Annotated in this window: 12 protein-coding genes; 7 read left to right on the forward strand and 5 right to left on the reverse strand. The window is 63.6% G+C overall.

Annotation, left to right across the window (positions count from 1 at the left end; all coding sequences use genetic code 11):
• On the forward strand, nt 1-1,611 hold the full coding sequence (locus F3H95_RS09095; protein ID WP_149745711.1) for an FGGY-family carbohydrate kinase: 1,611 nt from the start codon (nt 1-3) through the stop codon (nt 1,609-1,611).
• A gap of 59 nt (nt 1,612-1,670) precedes the next feature.
• Here the strand turns inward: F3H95_RS09095 and F3H95_RS09100 are convergent, their stop codons facing one another.
• The 5 genes from F3H95_RS09100 to F3H95_RS09120 form a co-directional block, all read right to left on the reverse strand.
• Nucleotides 1,671-2,681 (reverse strand): LacI family DNA-binding transcriptional regulator, encoded by a 1,011-nt coding sequence (locus tag F3H95_RS09100; RefSeq protein WP_244617946.1) that lies wholly within the window; start codon nt 2,679-2,681, stop codon nt 1,671-1,673.
• A 24-nt stretch (nt 2,682-2,705) separates the two neighbouring features.
• A complete protein-coding gene (locus F3H95_RS09105; RefSeq protein ID WP_149745712.1) occupies nt 2,706-3,611 on the reverse strand; it encodes an SMP-30/gluconolactonase/LRE family protein in 906 nt (301 codons plus the stop codon).
• A gap of 89 nt (nt 3,612-3,700) precedes the next feature.
• Nucleotides 3,701-4,801, reverse strand: coding sequence for a substrate-binding domain-containing protein (locus F3H95_RS09110; protein WP_149745713.1), 1,101 nt, complete (start codon nt 4,799-4,801; stop codon nt 3,701-3,703).
• A 39-nt stretch (nt 4,802-4,840) separates the two neighbouring features.
• Nucleotides 4,841-5,908, reverse strand: coding sequence for an ABC transporter permease (locus tag F3H95_RS09115; protein WP_143124071.1), 1,068 nt, complete (start codon nt 5,906-5,908; stop codon nt 4,841-4,843).
• Nucleotides 5,909-5,924: 16 nt separating this feature from the next.
• Nucleotides 5,925-7,421 (reverse strand): sugar ABC transporter ATP-binding protein, encoded by a 1,497-nt coding sequence (locus tag F3H95_RS09120; protein ID WP_149745714.1) that lies wholly within the window; start codon nt 7,419-7,421, stop codon nt 5,925-5,927.
• Between the two features lie 191 nt (nt 7,422-7,612).
• On the opposite strand from F3H95_RS09120, the gene F3H95_RS09125 reads away from it, so the two are divergent.
• The 6 genes from F3H95_RS09125 to F3H95_RS09150 are packed head-to-tail and all read left to right on the forward strand — an operon-like array spanning nt 7,613 to nt 12,105.
• Nucleotides 7,613-8,560, forward strand: coding sequence for a 2-hydroxyacid dehydrogenase (locus tag F3H95_RS09125; RefSeq protein ID WP_149745715.1), 948 nt, complete (start codon nt 7,613-7,615; stop codon nt 8,558-8,560).
• Nucleotides 8,561-8,568: 8 nt separating this feature from the next.
• A complete protein-coding gene (locus F3H95_RS09130) occupies nt 8,569-9,600 on the forward strand; it encodes an L-idonate 5-dehydrogenase (protein WP_149745716.1) in 1,032 nt (343 codons plus the stop codon).
• Nucleotides 9,601-9,633: 33 nt separating this feature from the next.
• The gene (locus F3H95_RS09135) at nt 9,634-10,389 is read left to right on the forward strand and encodes an SDR family oxidoreductase (RefSeq protein WP_143124075.1); all 756 of its coding nucleotides are present in this window, start codon (nt 9,634-9,636) and stop codon (nt 10,387-10,389) included.
• Nucleotides 10,389-10,892, forward strand: coding sequence for a gluconokinase (locus F3H95_RS09140; protein WP_244617947.1), 504 nt, complete (start codon nt 10,389-10,391; stop codon nt 10,890-10,892). Before F3H95_RS09135 ends, F3H95_RS09140 begins: the two co-directional genes overlap by 1 nt.
• Complete coding sequence (locus tag F3H95_RS09145) at nt 10,889-11,776, forward strand: NAD(P)-dependent oxidoreductase (RefSeq protein WP_149745717.1); 888 nt, start codon at nt 10,889-10,891, stop codon at nt 11,774-11,776. Before F3H95_RS09140 ends, F3H95_RS09145 begins: the two co-directional genes overlap by 4 nt.
• Entirely contained in the window at nt 11,773-12,105 is a 333-nt protein-coding gene (locus tag F3H95_RS09150) for a hypothetical protein (RefSeq protein WP_143124077.1), read from the forward strand. Before F3H95_RS09145 ends, F3H95_RS09150 begins: the two co-directional genes overlap by 4 nt.
• The last annotated feature ends 176 nt before the right edge of the window (nt 12,106-12,281 follow it).

The following is a 12,281-nucleotide window of genomic DNA, read 5'->3' on the forward strand; positions in this document are numbered from 1 at the left end:
ATGAGCGGTCGCAGGCATTTCATCGGCGTGGATGTGGGAACGGGCAGTGCCCGCGCCGGTGTGTTCAACGAGGCAGGCGAGTGCCTCGGAACCGGCAAGCGCGACATCGACCTCTACCGTGATGGAGCGCACCGGGTGGAGCAGTCCAGCGCCAATATCTGGCAGGCGGTGTGCACGGCGGTTCGCACCGCTGTCTCCGCGGCCGGCATTGCGCCGGAAATCGTCGCGGGGCTTGGCTTCGATGCCACCTGCTCGCTGGTCGTCCTCGGCGAAGGTGGTCAGTCGCTGCCCGTCGGCCCTGCCGGCATTGCCGAGCGCGACATCATCGTCTGGATGGATCACCGCGCGGTCGAACAGGCGGAACGCATCAACGCCCAGGGACATGAGGTGCTGCGCTATGTCGGCGGACGCATCTCGCCGGAAATGCAGACCCCGAAACTGCTCTGGCTAAAGGAGAACCTGCCGGAGATATTTGCGAAGGCCTGGCAGTTCTTCGATCTCGCCGATTTCCTCACCTGGCGCTCGACGGGAAGCCTTGCGCGCTCCACCTGCACGGTGGCCTGCAAGTGGACCTATCTCGCCCATGAGCAGCGCTGGGATCCCGGCTATTTCCACGAAATCGGGCTCGGCGCACTGGCGGACGAAGAGTTCCGTCGTATCGGTCAGCAGATCGTCGAGCCCGGCACGGCGCTCGGCAACGGATTGACCGAGGCTGCCGCACGCGACCTCGGCCTCGTGGCCGGAACGCCGGTCTCCGCCGGCATGATCGATGCCCATGCGGGCGGCATCGGCACGGTCGGCATCGGCGGCACGCCAGAACGCAACATGGGCTATGTGTTCGGCACTTCGTCCTGCACGCTGACCTCGACCGAAAGCCCGAAATTCGTCCCCGGCGTCTGGGGTCCTTATTTTTCCGCCATGGTGCCCGGTCTCTGGCTGAACGAAGGCGGCCAGAGCGCGGCAGGAGCCGCGATCGACCAGCTCATCAGCCTGCATCCGGCCTTTGCCATCGCCAGCGAACGCGCCCGTGCCGATGGAATATCGCTGCCGGTGCTGCTCGCCAATCTTGCCGTTGCGACACAGCCGAACGCATCCGCTGTCGTCTCGCTGGCCCGCGGTCTGCATGTGGTGCCGGAATTCCTCGGCAATCGCGCCCCCTTTGCCGATCCGGCCGCCCGCGCAGCGATCGCCGGGCTTGGCATGGAACGTGATCTCGACAATCTCGTCGCGCTCTATGTCGCCGGCCTCTGTGGCATCGGCTATGGCCTGCGGCAGATCATTGCCGTCCAGGAGGAGGAAGGCGCCGGTGTCGACCAGATCATCATCAGCGGCGGCGCCGGCCAGCACGATCTGACCCGCCAGATCCTGGCCGATGCCAGCGGCAAGACGGTGATTGCACCGGAAACGCCGGAGCCGGTGCTGCTGGGGGCGGCGCTGCTTGGCGCAACTGCCGCCCGCGCTTTTCCGGATCTGAAGGCGGCCATGCAGGCGCTGAGCCGCGCCGGACGCGTCTACGAACCTGCCGGCGGCGAAATCGCCAGCATTCATGCGCGCCGGTACGAAGCCTTCCGGACCCTGCAAGCCGACCTGCGCACGATGCGGGATTTCTGATCACGCCAGGGACTGAAGCGCGGCAACCTGTTCCATACGGGTTGCCGGGGCCAGCCTCGCTATCGCGAGCTCTCGCGTACGATGAGTTGCGGCTGCAGCGTCACGTCGGCGATCGTCCGTTCGCCGTTGAGGAGATCGAGGATGAGCGCCCCGGTGCGTTCGCCGATCTGTCGGGCATGGGCGTTGACGGTGGTCAGCGCCGGCACGGAAATGCCGCCGATCTCATAATCCCCGAAGCCGCCGATGGCGATTTGGTCCGGCACCCGCACACCGCGCCGCTGGCATTCTGTCAGGGCGCCGAAGGCTGAGAGGTCAGACACGCAGATGACCGCCTCCGTATCGGGCAGTTCGGTCAGCAAGCGGCCCATGGCATTGGCCCCTTCCCGCATGGAAATCGGCGGCGCTCCGGCATCGATCAGCCGCGAGGCGTCAAGCCCGTGGTCCTTCAGAGCCGCGATGAAGCCGTGGCGGCGATCGGTGCCGCGCGTGTCCCGGCTGGCATCACCGCCGATGAAGGCAATCCGGCGATAGCCGACGGCGACGAAATGATCGACCATGCCACGCACGGCCTTGGCATTGGAAAAGCCGACGAAATGGCCGATCGGTTCGGCCGGCACGTCCCAGGTCTCGATGACCGGAATTTTTGCGTTTTCGAGAAGCTTGCGGGCGCGCCGCGTGTGCTTGCCGCCAGTCACCGCGATCGCCTGCGGCTTGCGGCGCAGCAGATGCTCGATCAGCCGTTCTTCTTCCTCGACATCGTAATTGGTGTAGCCGAGCAGGATCTGGAAACCGCGGGCGCTGAGCACGGAGGACAGGCCGCCCACCGTATCGGCAAAGTTCGCATTGTTGATGGAGGGAATGGTGACGGCGATGAAGTCCGTTTTCTTGGAGCGCAGGTTGGAGGCCGTGGAATCGAAGACGTAGCCCAGTTCCTCCGCCGCCTTCAGGATGGCGTCGCGCGTTTCCTTGTTGATGAGGCTGCCGGACTTGAAGGCACGCGACACCGTCATCGGGGACACGCCCGTCTTGCGCGCAATATCCGCCATGGTCGGCGTTCTGTCGTTCTCCATGTCCCGCCCCATTTCTGCAGCCGCCTATCTTTGCCAGCCGATATGGCCGCGAATGGCGAGCGATACCGCATAGACCGAGGTGGTGGCCGTGATAAAGAGCCGATGGCCGTGCCGCCCGCCGAAACAGACGTTGGACACGGTTTCCGGCACCAGGATCTTGCCGAGGCGATGCCCGTCCGGCGCGATGCAATGAACGCCATCTGCGGCGGAGGACCAGAGATTACCCGCCGCATCCACCCGCATGCCATCCGCGCAACCGGGTGCTATGGTGTGGAACAACTCACCGCCGGTCAGCCGCCAGCCTTCGCCGACGTCGAACACGCGGATATGGCGCGGATCATCGGAAAACATCCGGCCGGTATCGGCGACATAGAGCTTCGTCTCATCCGGACTGAAGGCAAGCCCGTTCGGGCAGGCGAAATCCGTCAGGACCGCCTGGATCTCGCCGTTCAGGGGATCGACACGGTAAACATTGCAGGGCAGTTCCTGCTCGCTGCGCGTGCCTTCGTAGTCGGTGGAGATGCCGTAGTGGGGATCACTGAACCAGATCGCGCCGTCCGAGGCGACGATCACGTCGTTCGGTGAATTCAGACGTCTGCCCTGGTAGCGATCGGCAATCACCGTGATCGTCCCGTCATGCTCGGTGCGGGTCACGCGGCGACCGCCATGTTCGCAGCTCACCAGCCGGCCCTGACGGTCGCGCGTGTGACCGTTCGAAAAATTGGAGGGCTCGCGATGGATGCTGACGCCGGTCACCGGGCTCCAGCGCATGATGCGGTTGTTGGGAATGTCGGAAAACAGCAGACAGTCGTGGTCGCCGAACCAGACCGGCCCCTCCACCCAGTCAAACCCGCCGGCCAGCTTCTTGAGGGGCGCATTGCCCAGTACAAAGGTGGAAAAGACCGGATCTTCAGCGTCGAAAAACGACATGCGGCTGCCTCTTTCCTCGATAGGTTTCGGGCGCAAGATAGCGAAGGCGCGGGCCGCGGCAAGGTTCGCAAGCCCGCGCCGTTTCTGTCTTACTTGCCCCAGATCTTCTTGTATTCGTTGCGATAGCCGTTATCGGGGTCAAAGGTGTTCTTCGGTCCGCCATCGAACTCGACATTCTCTACCGTCACCACATGCAGCGGAGACACGTAGCCCGACCACTTTTCTCCGGAGAAGGCGCGGTTCAGTTCATCCACCAACTGCCAGCCCTGCAGGTTGAGCGGTTCTGCCACCGTCACCGACTGGTACTGCTTGGCGCGGATGCGCTGATAGGCGCTTTCAGAACCGTCGCCAGCGGCAACGCTTTTCGGCGCGCCGTCGCCGGCAATGCCGGCGGCCGAAAGCGACGGGCCCATGAAGTCGAAATAGATGTCGTTGATCGCCAGAGAATGCGTCCATTTGGCGCCGTATTTCTGCAGCAGCGTGGTCGTCAGTTGCGGCATGCGCTGTGATGTCTCGGCAATCGGCGTATCGACATATTCGAGCACCTTGCCGCCGAGCGCCTCGATCTCGGCCTTCATCTTGTCGGCCTTGGCGATCGCGATCGCATAGGTGGAGTCGGTGAAGATCACCACGCCCGGCTTGCCGCCGGCATCGACGTAAGCATAGTCGGCGGCAGCCTTGGAGACCTGCATGGCATCGGTGGTGACGTTGGCGAACACGCCGACATCCTCGACCGGACCGACGGCCGGCGCCGCGTGCCAGGCAACCATGGGAATGCCGGCCTTCTTGGCTTCAGCCATCGACGGCTTCTGCTCGACGGCATCGAAGCCGGCGATGATGATGCCGTTCGGCTTCAGCGTCAGCGCCTGACCGAACGCGGCCGTGCGGCCTTCGATGGAGCCGGCGCTGTCGAGAACATTGACCTTCCAGCCGATCGCCTTGGCAGCCTCCTGAATGCCATTGACGACGCCGAGAATGCCACCATTCTTCATGTCTGCTGCAACGATGACCACCGACTTGCCGGCAGCGGCCTTAGGCCCCGAGGTCGGGCCGTCCCATTTGTCGACCTTGGTTGCGTATTTGGCAACGACCGCCTTGGCGTCGGCCATGGCATCGGCCAGCGCGGGGCCGGCAATCATGATGGCAAGCGCGGCCGGTGCAACGGTTGCCAGGAAATGTCTGCGTTTCACGGTGTATCCTCCCTATGGACGTGAGACTTTCGACGATGATCAGGATGACTTTTCGGGCGTCTTCGGCGGCAGGCCGAGCGGCTTGATGGCACCGATGGCGCCACGGCGTCGCTGGGCGTAGCCGGCAATGCCGATGGCGACCAGCAGCGTGACCCCATTGAACAGCGGCTCGACGAAGAAGGAGCCACCGAACTGCTGGATGCCCGCAATGCCGACGGCGAGGATGATGACGCCGATCATGGTGCCCCAGACGTTGACGCGGCCGGGCTTGATGGTGGTGGAGCCTAGGAAGGCACCGACCAGCGCCGGCAGCAGATATTCTAGGCCCACGCTTGCCTGACCGATCCTGAGACGCGAGGCGAGCAGCACGCCGGCAAGAGCCGAGAGCAGGCCAGAGGTGATGAAGGCGCCGACGACGAAGCGCCGAACCGGAATGCCATTGAGGGCCGCCGCCTTCGGATTGGCACCGATGGCATAGACGTAGCGCCCGATCGGCAGGTATTCGAGCACGATCCACATCACGAGCGCCAACGCCAGAACGTAATAACCGGTGATCGGCAGGCCGAACAGCATTGTACCGTTGAGCGCGAGGAAACCCTCCGGCAGGACGCCGACAACCTGTCTGCCGCCGGTGTGCCACAGCGCAATCGCATAGATCACCGTTCCTGTGCCAAGCGTGGCGATAAAGCTGTCGATCCTGGCGATTTCGACCAGAACGCCATTGAGCAGGCCGGTCAGTGCCCCAAGCGCGAGCACGATGACGACGGCCACCGGCCACGGCAGGCCGAACATGGTCTGCAGGCTGATCGCGAGAATGTGCCAGAGAACAATGCCATAGCCGATGGTGAGGTCGATGCGGCCGCAGGCCATCGGGATCATCGCCGCCAGCGACAGAATGGCGATGATCGTCTTGTTGGCGATGATGGAGCGAAGGTTGAGGACGGTCGGGAACGTATCCGGCAGCAGCACGGAGAAGAACAGGATCAGCAGGACCGTCAGGATTACAAGACCGTAGACCGGCAGCAGACGCTTCAGCCTGTCGCCCGTCGAAAGGCCCCGCAGATCCGACTTGGTCGGCTCAAGCGCATTGGACTGGATGGATTGCATCGTCTTTCTCCAGAGATCAGGCCGCTTCGGCGGCGGAGGCGGCAGCGATGACGGCAGGGGTGGTCAGCGCGTTGCCCGACAGTTCGCGAACAATGGCTCCGCGCGAAAACACAAGCGCGCGGTGGCAGATATGGGCGATTTCCTCGAAATCGGTTGAGATCACCAGAACCGCGAGCCCCCCTTCGACGGCGGCGGCGATCAGGCGGTAGATGTCGGCCTTGGCTCCGACATCGACGCCGGCAGTCGGGTCCTCGGCGATCAGCAGCTTGCGGCCGGTGGCCAGCCAGCGGCCAACCACGACCTTCTGCTGGTTGCCTCCGGACAAGGCCTCGATGGCCAGAGACTGGTCGTTGGGGCGAAGCCCCACCTTTTCACCGAGCGTATGTGCCATTTCCGCCTCCTGCGAGGGCGACAGCATCTTGAACAGGCCGCGGCCGGAGGCGCCGGGATTGAGATAGGTGTTTTCCCGAAGGGTCAGCGACATGGCGACCGACTCTTCCGTGCGGTCGCGCGCGATCAACCCGATGCCGGAAGCGATTGCCGTTTCGGGACTGCGGAGATCCGGCTGCGTGCCGCGTACCCGCACGTCACCAGTCGATGGTTCTGCGCCGAACAGCGCACGGCCGATCAGTTCCTGTCCCGCACCGCGCAGGCCGACAAGGCCCAGCAGTTCTCCCTGCCTGAGATCAAACGAGACGGGGCCGGCGCCACGGCATGCAAGGTTCTTCACCGACACCAGTGTGTCGCCGGGTATCGTATCCGCCTTGGCAAACAACTGGTCCGCCTTGCGCCCGACGATCATGCGGATCAGTTCGTCGGGATTTGTCTCCTTCACCGGCTTTTCGCCGACAAGCCGCCCGTCACGCAGCACAGCGACGCGGTCGGCGATGCGGAACACCTCATCCAGTCGATGCGAGACATAGATCATGGCGACGCCGCGCTCCTTCAGCGGGCGGATGGCGGCGAACAGGCGTTCCACCTCGTCGGCGGGCAGGCTGGCGGTCGGCTCGTCCAGCACCAGAACGTCAGCTTCGACGGCGAGTGCCCGGGCAATTGCCACCAGCGATTTTTCCGTGCGGGTCAGGCTCTGAACGCGGGTCGAGGGATCAAAATCGCAGCCGACCAGTTTCAATGCATCGGCAGTACGACGCGCCGTCTCATTCCAGTCGATCAGCTTCCTGCGCATGGAAAAGCCCTGGGCCAGGCCGACATTTTCCGCCACCGTCATCCATTCGATGAGGCCGAGATCCTGATGGATGAAGGCCACCGGCTGGCGCTGGTTCGGCTTCGGCGGGCGATGATGATAAGGCGCGCCGCGAAACAGGATCTCTCCACCATCCGGCTTGAAAATGCCCGCCAGCGTCTTGATGAGGGTGGATTTGCCCGCGCCGTTCTCACCAAGAAGGGCTAGGATTTCGCCGCGCTTGAGGCTCAGCGAAACCTCCGTCAGGGCCTTGGTGCCGCCGAATTCCTTCGAGACGGACCGAAACTCCAGAAATGCATCCGATGCCATCCGCTCCTCCCAAAGTCAGATGCAATAGGCTTATGGTATCGATAACATATGTGTCAAGTTCATTTTCGGGGAACCCACAGAGGCGTGACCGGCGTCGCGATCCGTTGCGGCCGGATGCCAAAATCGACGCTGGACAAAGCCGGAAGCGACTCATATGTTATCGATAACAAAATCATTTCGGAGGAGATGTCTTGAGCAAAATCGAAATCCTTCAGGTCGGCCCCTACCCTGCTTGGGACGAGGAGCGCCTGAACGCCCGCTTCACCCTGCACCGCTATTTCGAGGCTGCCGACAAGGCGGCCTTTCTCGCTGAAAACGGCGCGGGCATTCGCGGCATCGCGACGCGCGGCGAACTGGGAGCCAGCCGCGCCATGATCGAAGCGCTGCCAAACCTGGAGGTCATCAGCGTCTACGGTGTCGGCTATGATGCCGTTGATCTGGAGGCGGCGCGCGCGCGTGGCATCCGCGTCACCAACACGCCGGATGTGCTGACGAAAGATGTTGCCGATCTCGGCGTTGCCATGATGCTGGCGCAGGCCCGCGGCATGGTGGGGGGCGAGGCATGGGTGCGAAGCGGTGACTGGGTGACACGAGGCCTCTATCCCCTCAAGTCGCGCGTTCATGGCAAGCGTGCCGGCATTCTTGGGCTTGGCCGCATCGGCTATGAGGTCGCCCGACGCCTTGCCGGCTTCGACATGGACATCGCCTATAGCGACACCGGCCCCAAGGATCATGCCGGAGACTGGACCTTCGTGGCCGATCCTGTGGCGCTGGCCGAACGGTCCGATTTCCTTTTCGTCACGCTTGCAGCCTCCGCTGCCACGCGCCACATCGTCGGTCGCTCCGTTATCGAGGCGCTGGGGCCGGACGGCATGCTGATCAATATTTCGCGCGCCTCCAACATCGATGAAGAGGCCCTGCTCGACGCACTGGAGACGGGGCGGCTTGGTTCCGCAGCGCTCGATGTGTTCGAGGGGGAACCGAAGCTCAATCCGCGCTTCCTCGCGCTCGACAATGTGCTGCTGCAGCCGCACATGGCCTCGGGCACTGTCGAGACGCGCAAGGCCATGGGTGCCCTCGTCTTTGAAAACCTGTCGGCCCATTTCGAAGGCCGCCCCCTGCCGACGCCCGTTCTGTGAGGCCTGCCATGAAAGCGATTGTCATTCACGCGCCGAAAGATCTGCGCATCGAGGAGCGCGAAGCGGAGGCACCCGGCGCCGGCGAGGTGGAGATCCGCCTTGCCGCCGGCGGCATCTGCGGTTCGGACCTGCATTATTACGCGCATGGCGGCTTTGGCGCCGTGCGCCTGAAGGAGCCGATGATCCTCGGCCATGAAGTGTCCGGCCATGTCACGGCGCTGGGCGATGGCGTGTGCGGGCTTGCCATCGGCGATCTGGTCGCCGTGTCGCCATCGCGTCCCTGCGGCGCTTGCGAATACTGCCACAAGGGCCTGCCAAATCACTGCTTCAACATGCGGTTCTATGGGTCGGCCATGCCCTTCCCGCACATCCAGGGCGCCTTCCGGGAGCGATTGGTGGCCAAAGCCAGTCAATGCGTGAAGGCAGAGGGTCTGAGCGCCGGGGAAGCGGCGATGGCAGAGCCCTTGTCGGTTACCCTGCATGCCACGCGGCGGGCCGGGGAAATGCTGGGCAAGCGCGTGCTGGTTACCGGCTGCGGTCCGATCGGCACCCTGTCGATCCTCTCTGCACGCCGGGCCGGCGCAAGCGAGATCGTTGCGGCGGACCTTTCGGAACGCGCACTCGGTTTTGCCCGCATGGTCGGTGCGGATCGCACCATCAATCTCTCTGAAACGTCGGACGGCCTGGTGCCGTTTGCCGCGAACAAGGGCTATTTCGATGTGCTCTACGAATGCTCCGGCGCCCAGCCGGCGCTGGTTGCCGGCATCCAGGCGCTCAGGCCGCGCGGCGTGATCGTCCAGCTCGGGCTTGGCGGTGACATGAATCTGCCGATGATGGCGATCACATCCAAGGAACTCGATCTGCGCGGCTCCTTCCGCTTCCACGAGGAATTCGCCACCGCGATCCGGTTGATGCAGGGCGGGCTTATCGACGTGAAGCCGTTGATCACCCATGTCCTGCCCCTGTCGGACGCGCCGAAGGCCTTCGAGATCGCCCTCGACAAGGGGCAGTCGATGAAGACGCAGATCGCCTTCGGCTGACGCACACGGCCACATCCATTCTGGAGGACATTCATGAGCATTCACCTTTTCGACCTGACGGGCAAGCGCGCGCTCGTCACCGGCTCCTCGCAGGGCATCGGCTATGCGCTGGCCAGGGGACTGGCTGATGCCGGCGCCGAGGTCATTCTGAACGGCCGTGACGCGGTCAAGCTGAAGGCGGCGGCAGAAAGCCTCGGCGCCAGCCATGCGCTCGCCTTCGATGCCACCGACCATGCAGCGGTGCGCACGGCGATCGATACCTTCGAGGCCGAGACCGGGGCGATCGACATTCTCGTCAACAATGCCGGCATGCAGCACCGCACGCCGCTCGAGGATTTTCCGGCGGATGCGTTCGAGCGGCTGATGAAGACGAATGTCTCCACCGTCTTCAATGTCGGCCAGGCTGTGGCGCGCCACATGATCAAGCGCGGCGCCGGCAAGATCGTGAACATTGCAAGCGTCCAGACGGCATTAGCCCGCCCCGGTATCGCACCCTATACCGCCACCAAGGGCGCCGTTGCCAACCTCACCAAGGGCATGGCGACCGACTGGGCGAAATATGGCCTGCAGTGCAACGCCATCGCGCCCGGCTATTTCGACACGCCGCTGAACGCCGCACTCGTATCCGATCCCGCCTTTTCTGCATGGCTGGAAAAGCGTACGCCAGCGGGTCGCTGGGGCAATGTCGAGGAACTCGTCGGCGCCTGCATCTTTCTCTCCTCCGGTGCTTCCTCCTTCGTGAACGGCCACATTCTCTATGTGGACGGCGGCATCACGGCGTCGCTCTGATGGGTCATCGTATCGTACTGATGGGCGTTGCCGGCTGCGGCAAGTCCAGCGTCGGGGAAACCCTCGCAGCCAGGCTTGGCGCCGTCTATGTCGACGGCGACGAACTGCATCCACCTGAAAACATCACGAAGATGAGTCGTGGCGAACCGCTGACCGATGAGGATCGCTGGCCCTGGCTGACGCGCGTCGGCCGCAGCCTGGCTTCTGCCGAGGGGATCCGCATCATCGGTTGCTCGGCGCTGAAGCGCCGCTACCGGGACCTCATTCGCCACGAGGCGGTCTCGCCGGTCGTGTTCGTCCATCTGTCCGGCAGTCGTGATCTGATTGCTGCGCGGATGGCAGCACGCACCGGACATTTCATGCCGACCAGCCTGCTCGACAGCCAGTTCGCGGCTCTGGAGCTGCCGGAAGCGGACGAACAGGCCATTACCGTTGATATCGGCCAGCCGCTCGAAGCGGTGGTGGCAGAGATCGCCACGTCATTGGAGGAGAGACAGTCATGAGCAACAGGGTCGCCCTGATTGGCGCGGGTGCCATGGGCAGTGCCATCGGCACGCGTCTGGCGGAAACCGGCAATCATCTCGTGGTGTTTGACCTCGATCCGCAAAAGGTCCAGGCGCTGGTCGACAAGGGAGCAAAGGCTGCGGCTACGGCAGCAGATGCCGCTTCCGCCAGCGATTATGTGATCCTCAGCCTGAATTCGCCGGCAATCGTGCGCAGGGCCGTGTTCGGCGAGGCTGGCGTCGCCGCGGGCGCCAAGCCCGGGACGCTGATCATCGACATGTCATCGATCGATCCGGATGCGACGAAGCAGCTTGCTGCCGATGCATCGGAGCGGGATCTGCGCTGGGTGGACAGCCCTCTGTCCGGCGGTGCGCCGAAGGCGCTGGTCGGGCAATTGACACTGATGGCGGGGGGCACGGCGGAAGATGTGGCGGATGCGCATGCGGTTCTGCAGCATGTTGCCAGCAACTATACGCATATGGGGCCGGTGGGGTCCGGTCAGACGACCAAGCTGATCAACCAGGTTCTCTGCGGGCTCGGCTTCCTTGCTGTGGCCGAGGCGACCCAGCTTGCGCTTGATGCCGGCGTCGATGCGGCAAAGATCCCGCAGGCGCTGAAAGGTGGTCGCGCCGACAGCGCGATCCTTCAGGAATACATGCCGCGCTTCGTGGCGAAGGATTATCGCCGCACCGGCCGTATCGACAACATGGTGAAGGATCTGAACGGCGCGCAGGATCTTGCCCGCCGCACCAACACCGCCATGCCGTTGACGGCAATTTGCGCCGAGGTTCATCGCATGCTGACGGCTGCGGGCCTCGGTGGCGAGGACCAGGCGGCTTTGATGGAATTTTTCCGGGGACCGAACAAGGAGAATTTGCAATGATCACCCGTTTCGCGCTGTTCGAGGGCAAGGTGAAGGAGGGCCAGACCGAAGCCTTCCGTCAGGCCGTTATCGACCGTATCCTGCCGAAGTGGCGTCAGTTTCCACATGCCACCGATGTGCGCGTGTCCTTCGCCGAGGCGCGCGATGACGGCGCCCCGGAACTGCCGATGATCCTTGCCGTCAACTATCCGAGCCTTGCGGCTGTGGACGAGGCTCTGGCAAGCCCGGTCCGCGCCGAAGCGCGCGCCGCCACCGAGTCCGTGCTCGCGGAATTCTTCGAAGGCCGCATTCATCATCATGTGACGCTTGCCAACGAGTACAAGCTCTAACGGAAACGCAAAGCCGGTGCGGCACTTGTGTCGCACCGGCCAGACGGCCCGGCAGAGTGCCGTAGACCCGAAGATCGATCGTAAAATGCACGAATGCAGACCGATTGTTCAGATCTTTGCGGTTAAAATCCCCGCCAGACTTGCGGCATCAGGGTCTTCCGTCCTATATGCCGGGA

Origin of the sequence: Rhizobium sp. RU35A, from assembly GCF_900156005.1 — a bacterium.
Taxonomy (GTDB): Bacteria; Pseudomonadota; Alphaproteobacteria; order Rhizobiales; family Rhizobiaceae; genus Neorhizobium; species Neorhizobium straminoryzae.